Below are 15076 nucleotides of genomic sequence, written 5' to 3'. Positions count from 1 at the left end.
CGCTTGCCGCAGGCGGCAGCGTTGTCATCATCAAAACACACCACGAGGTGGCCGCCGTCGGTGACGCGGTCCGCAAAGGCATCAAATACCTCAAAGTAGGCCTCGCGGGTACCGAAGTAATCCAGGTGATCCGGCTCAATGTTGGTGATCACGGCAACGTCCGGCTTGTAGCGCAGCAGTGAGGCATCAGACTCATCAGCCTCAGCGACGAAAACCTCTCCCCCGCCGTGATGCGCGTTCGTGCCCGCACGGTTGAGCTGGCCGCCGATGGCAAAAGACGGATCCATGCCAGCTGCCTGCAATGCAACGACCGTCATCGAGGTCGTCGACGTCTTGCCGTGGGTGCCGGCGAGCAGGACTTGGGTGTAGCCCTCCATAAGCTCACCAAGCAGATCCGAGCGGCGAATCACCGGAATGTTCTCCTCGTGTGCGCGCACCAGCTCCGGGTTGTCCTTCGGGATCGCGGCAAAGCTGGTCACCACCACGGTGGGCAGCTGGCCGGAAAGCTCAAGGTTTTCCGGCGCATGGCCCACGGCAACCTTCGCCCCCTGGGAGCGAAGAGCGCGCACCGGGCGCGAATCCTTCACATCAGAGCCGGTAACAACCGCACCGCGGTCAAGCAGGATGTGGGCCACGCCCGACATGCCAGCGCCGCCAATGCCAATGAGGTGGACGCGAGAAAGATCAACTGCGGGTTGCATCATGGTTCCTTAATCTACGTAACTTCTACTTGGCCGACTCAGCGGCCGACTCAGCGGCTCCAGCTATGCGACGCGCAATGTCTTCCGCCACCTCACCCGCACCCGTTTCGGCTAGTGCGCGACGCATCTCCTCCACACGCTCAGGGCTACCAAGGACATCCTTGACTGCCTCGTAGAGGGTGTCGGGGGTGAGCGCGGAATCGTCGATACGCAGCGCGGCACCGGCGGAAACCAAATGGGCGGAGTTGAGCCCCTGCTCACCGTTGCCGTGCGGCAGCGGCACGTAAATGGCGGGCAGGCCAGCGGCGGAGTTCTCTGCCACCGTCATCGCGCCAGAGCGGCATAGCACCGCATCGGCCACCGCGTAGGCGGCTTCCATGTCATCGATATATGGCACAGCTGTGTAGCCGGGGTGGGGTGCGGGGGCGTCGTTTTTGCGTCCATAAGCATGCAGCACCTGGAAGCCTTCACTGGTGAGACGCTCAATCGCACCGGCAAGCGCCGTGTTGATGCTCACCGCACCCTGGGAACCACCCGTAACCAGCAAGGTTGGGCGAGCAGGATCAAGGTCCCACATGCGGTAGCCGCGCTCAGCCTTCGCACCATCCGGGTCCACACCCACGCCCGGACGGACCGGAATACCAACCACGTCACCGGGCATGCCGGAATTAGCAACCGCATTCAGGCCTACGCCGCCAAGGCGCACACCAAGCTTGTTGGCCATGCCTGCAAGCGCGTTGGTTTCCAGCACGAAAAACGGCAAGCCGAGCGACTTCGCCGCCAAGTACGCAGAAGCCGCGACGTATCCGCCAGTGCCGAACACCACCTTCGCGCCAGCATCTTTCAAAGCGCGGCGCGTCTGGTTCACACTCTTTGCAAGCTTCGCGGGCACCCCGAACAGCTTCCACGGCTTGCCGCGCGGAATGGGCACCGGATCAATCAAGCACAGCTCAAAGCCACGAGCCGGCACGATCGTGGTCTCCAAACCCTTTTCCGTGCCCAAAGCGCGAACTTCAGCCCCGTAGGTGTCACGCAGCACCTCCGCCACAGCCAAAGCCGGCTCAATATGGCCTGCAGTGCCACCACCAGCAACAACAACACTCAAAGATGAGAAAGACAACGAAACTCCCCTTTGCTTGCACTAACCGGCGCGGCGGTCTGAATTGAGGGCGCCATGATTACCGTAGGCTCCACGAGAGCGCGTGGCTTCGCGGCGCGGCTGGTCACGGCGCGGCGCACGCGACGCGGTAGGACGCACGGTACGGCCACCAGCGATCGGGGCGCCGAAGCGTGCCTCGCGCTTGTCTGCTTCACGACGCACACGCCCAACCGCACCACGCGCCGGCTTCGACTCCTCACGCAGCTGCGCCAACGTGCGCGGCTCCGGAATTCCCAGCACGCGGTCGAAGGTTGGGCGCCCATGGTTCTGCATCGACGAAATCGCATCCGGCTCATGGCGCGCAATAGACGCCAACACGCCCATACCCGCCAAGGTGATAATCGCGGACGTGCCACCAGCAGACAGCATCGGCAGCTGAATACCGGTCACCGGCAGCAGGCCCACCACGTAACCGATATTGATAAACGCCTGGGAAACAACACCCGCAGTCAGCGCCGCAGCCATCAAGGACTGGAACTGGCTCTGGGCACGACGCGCACAGCGCAAGCCAAAGCATGCAAGCGCAGCGAACAGCCCGATAACCAGGGCGCCGCCCCACAGGCCGAGCTCCTCACCGATAACCGCGAAGATGAAGTCATTGCGTGCCTCTGGCAGGTAGAACCACTTGGCGCGGGATTGGCCGAGTCCGACGCCGAACAATGAGCCGTCTGCAAGCGACAAAAAGCCCTGGTGCGACTGGAAGGCCACACCGCGTGTGTCTTCGAAATGGCCGAAAAGCGCGTCGAAGTACACGTGGAAACGCTGAGAACGGAAACCACCAGAGAAAAATGCGACAGCAGCCACAAAACCAACAACCCCACCAAGCACGCCGATGATTCCCCAGCTCACCCCAGCGAAGAAGAGAATCAACGCAACCACGACTGAAAAGGACAAGGCCATGCCAATATCGCCCTGTGCGGCAATCAAACCAGCACACAGTCCCGCAACCAACACAAACAATGGGAAGCCGCTACCAGCACGCTTCCAGTCGCGCGGATCACGGCCCGCAAGCACCTGGGCACCCCAGATAGCAATGGCGATACGGGCAACCTCAGAAGGCTGGAGACGCAACGGACCAAGCACAATCCACGACTGGGAACCAACCTCTTCGCGGCCTGTACCAATGCCCGGGATCAACACCGCGATCAACAGCAGGACAGAGGCCAGCATGAACCACGAGGAAAACGTTCTCAGCCGCTCCGGGTGCGTCCTCAGCGCCAGCCAAAACACAAACAAACCCGCGCACACCATCGCTCCCTGGCGCACGGCAATCGCCCACGGGTTTTCAGACAAGGCAAAGGACGTGGCCATCGAAGAACTCATGACCATGACCACGCCAAGGCCAGTCAGCACCAGCACCACAGTGCGGATCACCGTGTAATCCAACTGCGGGTACGAATCCATGGATTGACGCATCCGCCGAAGTGCACGGGCAAACCCCGATTCCGGCGGGCGCTTCATCGAGCGTTGGCGGGTTCCAGTGGCCGTCATCGGAAAATAGTGCCCTTTCGCTCGGATAGTTATGTAGTGCCTAGCAGTGTCTCATTGCCGCGGCGGCAAACGCGTTACCACGCGCCGACATTCCGGAATACATATCCAAACTTGCCGCAGCCGGCGCCAAAAGCACCGTGTCGCCCGGTTGGGCTTGGGCGGCCGCAAAATCTGCGACCTGTTCCATAGCAACATCCGGGTCCGTGGAGTCCGTGACAAAGACGGGCACGTCCGGGGCGAGGCGAGAAAGCGCATCACCTAAGATTTCACGGTCCACGCCCATCAGCGCCACCGCGCGCAACTGGTGCGCGTGCGCGGCAATGAGCTCATCAACCGCAGCACCTTTGAGCTGGCCGCCTGCCACCCACACGACGGTGCCCGCGCCAGTCAGCGCAGAATCCGCGGCGTGCGGGTTGGTCGCTTTGGAGTTATCCACCCAGTTCACGCCGTTGGCGCTATGCACAACCGCGCCGCGGTGGCCCTCCACGTGATACTGCGCAAGAGCGCGCTGAATGTGTTCGGGGCGCGCACCTTGGGTCAACGCGACGGCAGAAGCGGCAAGTGCGTCGAGCACGCCGGCCGCGCCGGCAGGCTCGATGCCCTCCGCCGAGGCGACATCCACCGTTTTGCCGTGCAGGTTGGCCACGATCCGGCCACCCGCAACGCCAACCTGGCCAGCCAGCGGATTCCCAAGCGTAAAGCCAATGATGTCATCGCGTCCCGTGCGAGCTACGAGCTCGCGCACATGCTGGTCATCAATGCCAGCTACCGCATGCGTGGCGCGCAACACGCGCGCTTTCGCCTCCGCGTAGTGGGCAAACGAACCGTGCCAATCAATGTGGTCATCCGCTAGGTTCAGCAACACGGCTGCATCCGGCACAAGCTGATCGGACCAGAAAAGCTGGAAGCTGGACAGCTCCGCCACCAACACGTCGACACGCTGCGGCGCATCCAACGCATCTGCCACGGCCACGCCAATGTTGCCGCACGCCACCGCACGCTTGCCGGTGTCCTTGCCGGCTTCTTGCATCATCGCCGCCAACATGCCGGTCGTGGTCGTCTTGCCGTTCGTGCCGGTGACCACCAGCCAGTCCCGAGGCGGGCCGAACACACCGGCGCGGTCAAGCCTGTAGCAGGCTTCTACATCGCCGATGACGGGGAGGGAGGCAAACGCGGCGTCGACAAGCAAGGGCGAATCGGGCCGCCAACCTGGGGACGTGACAACCGCACCGACCTCACCGAAGTGAGCGCGCGCCGCCTCAGTGGTGATGATGCCCTCACCCGTTGCGCGGTCATCCGCAATCAGCACATCCACGCCAATGCCACGAAACAGCGTGGCAATGCCGGTGCCGGACACGCCAGCACCAGCGACAATCACGCCGCGATCAAACGGCGCCGGCACGCTCACGCCACTCACAGCGACACACCAATCTGGAACAGCCATTCTGAGTAAAACACCGCCAGACCAGTAGCCACGGCCATGCCAGAGATCAGCCAGAACCGAATCACCACTGTCGTCTCCGGCCAGCCGCCCTGCTCAAAGTGGTGGTGGAACGGGCTCATACGGAAAACGCGCTTACCGGTGGTCTTAAAGGACGCCACCTGGATAACAACAGACGCAGCCTCAATAACAAACAGCGCGCCGATGATCACCATGAGCAGCTCCGTGCGCGAGGTCACCGACAGTCCGGCAACCAGGCCACCGAGCGCCAGCGAGCCGGTATCGCCCATAAAAATCTTGGCCGGCGCCGCGTTCCACCACAAAAAGCCCATGCAGGCGCCAAACCCGGACACGGCCAGCACAGCCAGCTCCAGCGGGTCACGCACCGAGTAGCAGCCGGCGGTTGCGGCAGCCTCGCAGGAGTTGCGGAACTGCCAGAACGTAACAAACGTGTAGGCCGCCATCACCAGTGCGGTGGTACCAGCGGCCAAACCATCCAGACCGTCCGTCAGGTTCACTGCGTTCGACCAGGCCGCCAGCAGCAAGTAGATGAACACCAAAAACAGGATGATGCCCAGTACTCCCCCGCCCACGGCAATATCGATGGTCTCAACATCTCGGGTCAGGGACAGGAAGGTGGAACCAGGCGTCAGCCCTGCGTCGTTAGGGAAGCGCGTAATGAGCAAGCCGAAACCGATCGCGATGACCAGCTGCGCGACCAGCTTTGCGGTCTTGTTCAAGCCAAGGTTCCGCTTGAAGAAGATCTTGATGCCATCATCAGCAAAGCCCACCAGCCCGAGTGAGAGTGTCAGCCCCAACACAATCAAACCGGAAGCCGTGAAACCGGCATGCCCACCAGCAATTGCATACAGGGCGCTCACCACGTAACCCACGGTGATGCCCAGCAGGATGGCCAGGCCGCCCATGGTGGGTGTGCCGCGCTTCTTGGCGTGCCACTGTGGGCCGTCCTCACGAATCTCCTGGCCCATCTCACGGCGGTGGAAATACCGGATGAGCACTGGGGTGGTGAAAATCGCCACCAGGAAGCTAACAATCCCGGCGATGATGAGTTGGATCATGACTCTCCTCAGTGCCTAACTTTTGTCACTCATAAGGGTATTGCCCGGCATCAGTCGCTCCGCCACTGCCCATAGCCGAAGCGCATTCGAGGCCTTGACCAGCACAACATCGCGGTGGCGCATCTCCGCCCAGCCCTCCACACCGGCGGGTGGTTGAGCTATCAGCTTTTCGACGACCTCCGCCGCCCCATCCGCGTCCGCCACCTGGTGGGTATCAATGCCGTGTTCCACTGCGCGCGTTGCCAGCGCTTCCGTAGCATCGTTGAACCCAACGGTGACCAGGTGCGTGACCCGGTAGCGGGCAAGCTCATCTGCAAGCTCAGCGTGTTCTTCTGTGGAAGAACCGCCCAACTCCGCCATTTCGCCCAGCACCGCGATGGAGCGCACACCGGGACGCGCCGCGGCAGTAAACCCAAGTGCAGCGATGGCCGCGCGCATGGATTCCGGGTTGGCGTTGTACGCGTCATTGATCACGGTCACGCCGTCTGGGCGCGTGCCTACATCCATACGCGCAACGGAAACAGAGTGCGCCTGGCTCAACGCCTCGGCCACCACGGCTGGATCCATGCCGGACTCCACGCCGACTGCGGCGGCGGCAAGGGCGTTGGACACCTGGTGTGCGCCGAACACGTTCAAGCGCACCTGCTGCGGCTCACCTGCAGGAGTATGCAGCGTGAACGTTGCGCGCGCCAGCTCATCCAGCGTGACGCCTGTGGCGTAGTACTGCGCGTTGTTCTTGCCTTCGGCAGAAAACGTGACCACGCGAGCCTGGGTTCGCGTGTGCATCGCGGAAACCAGATCATCGTCCGCGTTGAGCACCGCCACTCCCCCATCTGCGGCTTTTGGCAGTGCCTCCACCAGCTCACCTTTGGCCAGCGCGATGTTTTCCCGCGAGCCGAACTCACCTAAGTGGGCGGAGCCGACGTTGAGCACCACGCCAATCTTCGGCGGAGCGATCTTTGCTAGGTGCGCAATGTGGCCAATGCCGCGCGCGGACATCTCAGCCACCAAAAAGTCTGTATCTTCACTGCAGCGCAGCACCGTGTACGGGTGGCCGATCTCGTTGTTAAAGGATCCCGGCGGGGCGACCGTTTCCCCCGCACGCGACAGCACCGCGGCAATCAGGTCCTTGGTAGAAGTCTTGCCAGCAGAGCCCGTAATGCCCGCAATGGTCAGCCCGTAGTTCGTGCTCAGCTCACGCGCCACATACGCAGCAAGCTTTGTCATGCCTGCCACAACACCTGCGGCGGAACCATCCGGATCATTCACGGCCAAGTCAGAGTTGTCGCCTTTTTTCGGCGGCACCTTGTCCACAATGATCGCAGGTGCTGACACCTCACGCGTAACAAGCGCTGCGGCCGCTCCCTGCTCGATGGCTTTGGGGACGAAATCGTGGCCGTCTACACGCGAGCCCGGCAGTGCAATGAACAACCCACCCGGGGTGATCTTGCGGGAGTCAAACTCCACAAAGCTTGTGACCTGGGTTTTCGGGTCTGCCTCTGGGCTTAAGCAACCGCCGGTGATTTCGGCGATGCGCTCCAGGGTAAGCGGTATCACTTAGTCCATCTCCTCACTGGCGCCCATGCGCGCATGCAGTGCGCGGCGCATTTCCTCACGGTCATCAAAATGGTGGGTGGTCTCTCCGATGATCTGGCCCACCTCGTGGCCTTTACCAACGGCAATGATGGCATCGCCCGGCTTAGCCCACGCGACAAGCTGGTCAATCGCCGCGGCACGACCGGCAACCTCGCGGATCTCCTGGGCGCGTCCGCCTGCCTCGCGCGCGCCCGCCAGCACGGCAGCGCGAATCGCGGCGGGGTCCTCGGTGCGCGGGTTGTCATCAGTAACAATCACCAAGTCCGCCCCCTTGGCAGACTCCGCGCCCATCACCGTGCGTTTCGACGCATCACGGTCACCACCAGCACCCACCACAATTCCTACGCGCCCGCTAACCTGGCCGCGCAGGGTCTCAAGCACTGCGGCAATCGCGGCAGGCTTATGTGCGTAGTCCACCACGGCTACAAACTCCTGGCCGCAGTCAATTGGCTCCATACGCCCAGGCACGCTCGCCCCGGACAGGCCCTGGATGAACGCTTCTGTGTCCACCCCAACTTCCGTTGCCAGTGCCACAGCCAGCGCCGCGTTAGCCACGTTGAACTTGCCCGGCATGGGCAGCATCAGCGTGTGCGGCGCACCGCGTACCTCAAGCGAAATGTGCTGCACGCCGGTGGCATCCACGCTTTCCTGGTGCGCGGACACGTCCACACCGTCCTGGCCGCGGGTACCCACCAGCACAGGATCCTTGGCAATGCCAGCCATCTTCACGCCCCACTGGTCATCAACACAGATCACGGACTTCTCGGCCGCGTAGGGCGATTCGGGATCGAAGAACAGGGCCTTGGCCTCGAAATACTCCTCCATGGTGGAGTGGAAATCCAGGTGGTCCTGGGACAGGTTGGTAAAGCCCGCCACATCAAACTGCGTGCCGCCAACGCGCCCCAGCATCAGCGCGTGGGAGGAGACCTCCATCACCACGTGTGTCACCCCAGCGTCGCGCATCCGCGCAAACAGCTCCTGCAGCTTCGGCGCCTCAGGGGTGGTGAGCTTCGTTGGCACATCTTCGCCTGCAATACGCGTACCGGTCGTACCAATGAGCCCCACCTTGCAGCCGGCCGCAGCCAGCCCGCGCTCCAACATGTAGGTGGTGGTGGTTTTGCCCGAGGTTCCGGTCACCCCGATGAGCTTCATGCTTGTCGACGGCCACCCGTACACCTCAGCAGCCACCTGCCCCAACACAGCGCGAACATTGTCAACGACAAGCACTGGGCGTGGGTCCTTGGTGGAGCGGATGATGGCGAGCCCGTCGGCGTCCGTAAGCAAAGCACTTGCCTTGGAATCTTTGGCGTAGCTCGCGCCGTGTGCCCGGGTGCCGGGAAGTGCCGCGAAGATGCCCCCGGGTTCTACTGCGGAAGAGTCCAGGCTGATAGAGGTCACCGTCATGTCTTCGCTCGGCGCGTTGACAAGTTCAGCGTGAGCCAGCTGGGCAAGATTGCGGATGGTTGCCCCGTTTACTGCGTTCATGGTGTCCTTCCTCTCTTACTGTGCCTGCAGCAGGAATGGCTCTGCGTGTGGGCTAGGCGGAATGTTCTCGCGGTTGAGCAACCAGCTGGCAATCTGTGTAAATACCGGCGCAACCGACTGGCCGCCGGCGCCACCTTCAAGCGGACCACGCTGCGGTTCATCCAACATGACGGCAACCACAAAACGCGGGTCATTTGCCGGAGCGATACCAGCAAACGTAATCCAAAACGCGCTATTGGAATATGCGCCCGTGTCAGGGTTCACCTTCTGCGCCGTGCCGGTCTTACCGGAAAGCTGGTAGCCCTCCAGCCCTGCGTTCTGAGCGGTACCGGACTGCATCCCGGTTGGGTCCGACTGGAACACAGAGCGGAACATATCCACCGTGGTCCGTGCCGTTTCCTCGCTGACCACACGTACACGTTCCGGCTCCGGCTGCGGGATCTCCTCCCCATCCGGGCCAGTGACCTTGGCAATAATGCGCGGCTCAATACGCTCACCGCCGTTCGCCAAAGCCTGGTACACGCCAGCCATTTGCAGCGCGGACCAGCTCATGCCCTGCCCAATTGGCAGGTTGGCAAAGGTGCCGCCCGACCACTGCTCACGCACCGGCAACAGACCATCGGACTCATTTGGCAGCTCAATGCCGGTGGTCTGGCCAATGCCGAAGCGGCGCACATAATCCCAGTAACGGTCCTCGCCCAGGCGCTGTGCAAGCTGCAGCGTGCCCACGTTGGAGGACTTACCAAAGATGCCTGCCGTGGTGTACGGCGCAACGTCGTGGGACCAGGCGTCGTTGACCCGAACACCAGCCATCTCAATAAAGCCCGGCACCTGGTGGACCTCATACGGGTCAGTCAGGCCCTCTTCAATTGCTGCGGCGGCGGTGATCACCTTCGCCACAGAACCCGGCTCAAAGGGGTGCGAAATAGACGTGTTGTCAAAGTCCCGGCCCTCCTTCAGCTGCTTTTCCAAGTTGCCGTTCGGGTCAATGGTGTCCGTGTTAGCCATTGCCAGCACTTCACCCGTGTGCGCGTCCAGCACCACTGCCTGGCCACTCTTGGCCAGCGAGTTCGCTTTCGCCTGCTCAAGCGTCTGCTGGACAAAGGTCTGCAGATCCAAGTCAATGGTCAGCTGGATATCCGCGCCGTCAACCGCCGGCACAACGTCGCGAAGACTGCCCGGAATAGCAAGGCCGTCGGCGGAGACATCCTCGGTAGAACTGCCGTTAATACCGGTCAGGATCGCGTCACTGGAGGCCTCCAAGCCGAACTGGCCGTGGCCGTCCATGCCAACCTTGCCCAAAATGTTTTCACCAATCGCACCATTCGGGTACTGGCGGATGTCCTGGTGGTCTGCCGCCACGCCGTGGAAACTCTTCGCAACCTTTGCGGCCACATCCGGGTCCACGTTGCGCACCAACACCTCGTAGTGGGTATCTGCCTTCAGCTTGTCCAGAATCTCGCGGGCGGAAACGTTGCCCACGGTGCGGTTACCGCCGTCGTCCACGCTTTGATCCGTCTCCGGCTTGCCTTCCGCAATCATGACCGGAATCTCATTGGCCATGGTGCGCAGCACGTCTTCAACGCGGGCATCGATCTGGGCGTCGATGTCTTTTTTAGACAAGCCCTCTACACGCAGCTTCAGCTCCTGCTGCTCCTGGATCTCCTTGCGCAGCATGATCGGCGAAACGGTCAGCGATCGTGCCTGCATGGTATAGGCCAAACGCTTGCCCTCACGGTCAGTGATCTCGCCGCGGCGCGCAACATCGTCGTACTTGCGGGTGCGCTGGTCAGCAGCCTGGACGCGAAGTTCCGGGCCCCACACCACCTGCACCCAAAACAGGCGGCCAACTAAAAGCGCAGCTACAAGGAGAAACGCCACCGCAAGCCCAGAGGCGCGGCGGTTTGTAATGTGGGATTGCCGTACCGGCTGCGGATGTTTGCCCACGCCGAAACCTCACCTACCTCTATCTGCTGCTAGTTCCCATCCATCTTGCACCCTGGCGAGTGCAAGTTGGCGCACCACGCGCTAGAACGCGGCGGGAACGTTCGGCTGGTACGGCGCCAGGTTGGCCAACCCCTCAACGGCGGGAGCTTCACCCACCACGTTGCCGCCCGGGACCTGAGCCAAGTTATCGCCAAGCTCAGCGGTTGCCTTCTCATCACTGCTTGCGCGGTCGGCGCGGGTCGGTGCGCCATTAACGTCAACCAACTTGGCCACAGACTCTGGGTTGAAGTCGCGGCGGTGCTCAATGCGGCCGTCGTCAAGCATGGCGACAATGCCCGGCTGACCAGCAACCAACATGCCCTTCTCTGCCGCGCGCTGAGTGACCTCCGCAGAAGAACGCAGATCCTCCAGATTGCGGTTGAGGGATTCAACCTCATTGGTCAGCTGGCGCTCCTGGGACTGCAGCTGCTGGATGGTAAACGTCTGCGCCGTGGACAGACCAGACAGCAGCATCGCAATGGTCACGCCGATGACAAGTAGCACGACCGTCAAGCCGCCCACCTTGCCTAATGCGGTCTTCTGCTTCGCCGTCGTGGCCACCCTACGGCCACGGACCGACACCACCTGCTGGGAGCCAAGACGCCCACCGCGCGACTTCTGATGCGGCACATGCGGGCGCACATTCGGGCGCAACCCCGGACGGGTGTCAGGCGAGGTACGCGGCGTGCGCGTCGGCGCCGGCGCGTACACAGTTGCAGCTGCGCGGGTTTTCACTGCCATGGTCTCACTGTCCTTCGTTCGGGGTATCGGTCGGGAGCTTCTCAATGCCACGCACTCGCACCGGGGCGGCACGTGGGTTTTCATCAATCTCGGCCTGCGACGCCTTCTCGGCTCCGTGGGTGACAAGCTTGAACTTCGGCGCGGTACCCGGAAGATCCATCGGCAACCCCGGCGGGGTCTTCGACGTGGTCAGCTCCGCAAACGCGGATTTGATGATCTTGTCTTCCAAGCTCTGGTAGCTCATGAACACCACACGGCCGCCAACGCCAAGCAGATCCGTAATCACCGGCACGACGTTCTCCACCGCTTCAAGCTCATGGTTGACCTCAACGCGCAGCGCCTGGAATGTGCGCTTCGCCGGGTGGCCGCCGGTGCGCCTAGACGCGGCCGGGATCGTCGCATACAACAACTCCACTAAGCGCCCACTGCGGCTAAACGGCTCACGCTCGCGCTCCTTGACAATTGCAGACGCGATCTTGCCCGCAAAGCGCTCATCACCATACGTCTTCAAAATGCGTGCAATGTCACCATGCGAGTAGGTGTTGAGCACCTCCGCCGCCGTGATTCCCTGCGTGGGATCCATACGCATGTCCAGCGGAGCGTCCACCTTGTAGGCAAAGCCGCGCTCTTCCTGATCTAGCTGCATCGACGACACACCCAGGTCATAGAGCGCACCGGCCACGCCGACTTCGCGTACGAGATCGAAGGCGTCGCCCTCACCGTCGTCAATCGGCCCAGCGATCTGGTCAAAGCGCGCCTGCAGTGGGGTAAACCGATCACCAAATGGCGCTAGGCGCTTCGTGGCCTGCGCAAGCGCCAACGGATCACGGTCAACGCCAATAACGCGAGCCTGCGGGAACACAGTCAGGAAGTGCTCGGTGTGGCCGCCGGCGCCCAACGTGCCGTCCACAATCACCGCTTGGGAACCGAACTTCTCCACCGCAGGCGCAAGAAGCTCCGCCATGCGATCACGCATAACAGGGACATGACCGTGATTCGCCTCAATTGCGTAATCCATGGGTGCCACCCCTTTGCCCTGCTGCGCGTGTGTAGATGTGTTGAAGAGTTGCCCTTGCGGGGAGCGAGTAGAGCCCTGTCCGGGGCGGCTGCTCTGATGTCGGGGAAGTACACCAGAGGAGCTCACGCCCCGGACAGAGTCCGTACACGCTCTCCGTCAGTAGTCAGTGCCTGCCGTGTTAGGGGTAGTCAGTCCCTAGAGCAGACCGGAGAGAATGTCGTCATCATCCGCCGCCGAGAAAGCGGCTTCAGTTTCTTGTTGGTATGCGGCCCAGGACTCTGCGTCCCAGATCTCCAGAAAATCAACCGAGCCAATGACCACGCACTCCTTAGTCAGGCCTGCGTACTCACGGTGCGCCGGTGACAACGTAATGCGACCAGAACCATCAAGCGTTTGCTCATCCGCACTGGCAGCCAGATTTCGGATGAACGCGCGTGCCTTCGGGTTCGTACGAGAAGCCGCCGCGGCCTTACGGGCACGTTGCGCGAACTCCTCGCGAGGAAAGACCGCTAGCGAGTGGTCCTGCCCCTTGGTCACCATCAACCCGTCCGCCAGCTCCTCACGAAACTTGGCGGGCAGCGTCAGGCGCCCCTTGTCGTCGAGCTTGGGAGTGTAGGTTCCCAGAAACATCCGGCGACCTACCTTTCCTTCACCTTCTGACATTGGCTTATGCAGTTTTCTGTGGCTTCGATTCCCGGTGGCCACGTAGTCAAGGCGACCACCACGATTCTCCGCTGTGCCCCACTTTAACCCACTTTGCCCCACAAACGCCATACCGCGCGGCAAAATAAACGGAAAAATCTCTATTACTGCAGGTTACTGCGGTGGGGGATATACGGGGATTCTACCGCCACATGTGTCACTTTCGTACATTTAGGACACTTTGCTTCACGACGCCCACAGCTCCCCCACCCCTCAAACCGGACAAAACCCACGCTGAATACCCACCATGGGCGCATATCGACCCCAAACAAGACTCCAGTGGGGCGAAGTGGGGGCTTCTAGTGGGGCGAAGTGGGGGGCCCTGGTGGGGGCGTGCGGACATAACAACCCCCGGCTAGTCCAACACGCCTCGCCCAACACGCCTCGCCCAACTTCAACAGATATGCAGGGGAAGATATGCAGGTCTGCAGGTAGCGCCCCATTTTCATTAACGGGCCTCTTATTGAAAAATCCCTTTGACCTGCAGACCTGCATATCTTCCCCTGCATATTTGTCCAGAGATGGCCGCATAGGAGGTCGGCACGGCCAATCGGTCAGCACGCGACACCTTTTGACATACAACCGGGAATGAAAAAACGCCCTCCCAAAAACGGAAGGGCGCATAAGACTGCTACTGACTATGCGTCAGGGTTTTGGAAGCGACGGCGGAAATTCTCTTCCATGTTCACACTGCGCGCAGAGCGGGGACGCTGCCCACCTGCCGCTGGGCGCTGGCCACGAGACGGCGATGCGGGTGCACGAAGTGCCATGACACCACCGGCCATCATGACACCGAAGCCGACCACGCTAATCAGCACGGCCCAAATGGTGAGGGAAGACAAGGCGACGCCGCCAAGCAGCAGCACAATGCCAAGGACCAGCAGCGCGACGCTGCGCAGCGTTAGCTGACCACTTCGCGGCGCATCCGAAAAGCCGGCTTCACGGGCCACGCTGCTAGCAAACCTCGGGTCATCCGCGAGGAGTGACTTCTCAATTTCGCGCAGCATTTGCTGTTCTTGCTCAGATAGAGACACTGGCTATAACTCTTTCACAACTACCGGTGGGCAATGCTAAATCTCTGTTGCTGTAACAACGGCCATCGTAGCCGTTTTGTTCCCGCAGCCACACTAGCTATGCAAAGAGTTCGATAACCAGCTAGGCAGCAGCCAGCGGCGCCTTGCCCGGATGCGTTGCGTAAAGAAACTCTTCCGCATCGCCCAAAAGGTTCAGCACAACCGCCGGATCGGGGTGCAACTCTAAACCGGAGGCGACCCGCCCACGCAGGCGGGAGTAGGCGCTAAAGCGAGCAGCCCACTCCTTACCTTCCGGCCCACACAACGCTAATTTTTCCCACGCGCTAGTTGGCAGACGCTTGCGCTTGCGCAGTACCTCAGAACCGGCGTTGACCGCGCCCGCAATACGCAGTGCTGCACGGTAGGCGTTCTCCATGGCTAAATCGAAGCGGCCAGCTTCAACGTCATCGTGAGCCGCAGCAATCAGGTCTTCGGCGGCATTAAAGAATGCATCCCGGCGCGAAATCCTCGCCGGCGACCCGTAGACCTTGGACGTTGTGGCAGATACAACACTATTCATGGGTGTTTCCCCTATCTTTTCTTCCATTGTTTTCTTTGTTGCCCTAACCCTAAAACGCCCACCCCACACACCCACCCAGCGTAT

Annotated in this window: 13 protein-coding genes; all 13 read right to left on the bottom strand. The window is 61.5% G+C overall.

The features are described from left to right. The coding region (murC, locus tag HMPREF3104_RS12840) for a UDP-N-acetylmuramate--L-alanine ligase (RefSeq protein ID WP_246816428.1) at positions 1-704 on the bottom strand (704 nt) is incomplete at its 3' end. A 22-nt stretch (positions 705-726) separates the two neighbouring features. Next, a complete protein-coding gene (locus tag HMPREF3104_RS11440; RefSeq protein WP_070496016.1) occupies positions 727-1821 on the bottom strand; it encodes a UDP-N-acetylglucosamine--N-acetylmuramyl-(pentapeptide) pyrophosphoryl-undecaprenol N-acetylglucosamine transferase in 1095 nt (364 codons plus the stop codon). Positions 1822-1842: 21 nt separating this feature from the next. Then, positions 1843-3351 carry an FtsW/RodA/SpoVE family cell cycle protein gene (locus HMPREF3104_RS11435; protein WP_083279108.1) on the bottom strand — a complete coding sequence of 503 codons (1509 nt, stop codon included), beginning with the start codon at positions 3349-3351 and terminating at the stop codon, positions 1843-1845. Positions 3352-3391: 40 nt separating this feature from the next. Continuing rightward, complete coding sequence (murD, locus tag HMPREF3104_RS11430) at positions 3392-4795, bottom strand: UDP-N-acetylmuramoyl-L-alanine--D-glutamate ligase (RefSeq protein WP_083279107.1); 1404 nt, start codon at positions 4793-4795, stop codon at positions 3392-3394. Then, positions 4765-5871 (bottom strand): phospho-N-acetylmuramoyl-pentapeptide-transferase, encoded by a 1107-nt coding sequence (gene mraY / locus HMPREF3104_RS11425; RefSeq protein WP_070496015.1) that lies wholly within the window; start codon positions 5869-5871, stop codon positions 4765-4767. The genes murD and mraY overlap by 31 nt, the downstream gene beginning before the upstream one ends. A gap of 15 nt (positions 5872-5886) precedes the next feature. Next, entirely contained in the window at positions 5887-7428 is a 1542-nt protein-coding gene (gene murF / locus HMPREF3104_RS11420) for a UDP-N-acetylmuramoyl-tripeptide--D-alanyl-D-alanine ligase (protein ID WP_070496013.1), read from the bottom strand. Then, entirely contained in the window at positions 7429-8952 is a 1524-nt protein-coding gene (locus tag HMPREF3104_RS11415; RefSeq protein WP_070496012.1) for a UDP-N-acetylmuramoyl-L-alanyl-D-glutamate--2,6-diaminopimelate ligase, read from the bottom strand. It abuts the gene before it with no gap. Positions 8953-8967: 15 nt separating this feature from the next. After that, positions 8968-10899, bottom strand: coding sequence for a peptidoglycan D,D-transpeptidase FtsI family protein (locus HMPREF3104_RS11410; protein ID WP_083279105.1), 1932 nt, complete (start codon positions 10897-10899; stop codon positions 8968-8970). A gap of 81 nt (positions 10900-10980) precedes the next feature. Continuing rightward, positions 10981-11679 carry a cell division protein FtsL gene (locus HMPREF3104_RS11405; RefSeq protein ID WP_052203629.1) on the bottom strand — a complete coding sequence of 233 codons (699 nt, stop codon included), beginning with the start codon at positions 11677-11679 and terminating at the stop codon, positions 10981-10983. 4 nt (positions 11680-11683) lie between these two features. Beyond that, the gene (gene rsmH / locus HMPREF3104_RS11400; protein ID WP_070496010.1) at positions 11684-12697 is read right to left on the bottom strand and encodes a 16S rRNA (cytosine(1402)-N(4))-methyltransferase RsmH; all 1014 of its coding nucleotides are present in this window, start codon (positions 12695-12697) and stop codon (positions 11684-11686) included. Between the two features lie 195 nt (positions 12698-12892). After that, on the bottom strand, positions 12893-13327 hold the full coding sequence (mraZ, locus tag HMPREF3104_RS11395) for a division/cell wall cluster transcriptional repressor MraZ (RefSeq protein WP_052203625.1): 435 nt from the start codon (positions 13325-13327) through the stop codon (positions 12893-12895). A gap of 710 nt (positions 13328-14037) precedes the next feature. Next, entirely contained in the window at positions 14038-14433 is a 396-nt protein-coding gene (locus HMPREF3104_RS11390) for a DUF3040 domain-containing protein (protein WP_070496008.1), read from the bottom strand. 121 nt (positions 14434-14554) lie between these two features. Beyond that, positions 14555-14992: an SAV_6107 family HEPN domain-containing protein gene (locus HMPREF3104_RS11385; protein ID WP_070496007.1), complete on the bottom strand. Its 438-nt coding sequence runs from the start codon at positions 14990-14992 to the stop codon at positions 14555-14557. Between the last annotated feature and the right edge of the window lie 84 nt (positions 14993-15076).

This window comes from Corynebacterium sp. HMSC30G07 (genome assembly GCF_001806945.1).
Lineage (GTDB): Bacteria > Actinomycetota > Actinomycetes > Mycobacteriales > Mycobacteriaceae > Corynebacterium > Corynebacterium riegelii.
This window is presented reverse-complemented; position numbering and strand designations above follow the sequence as displayed.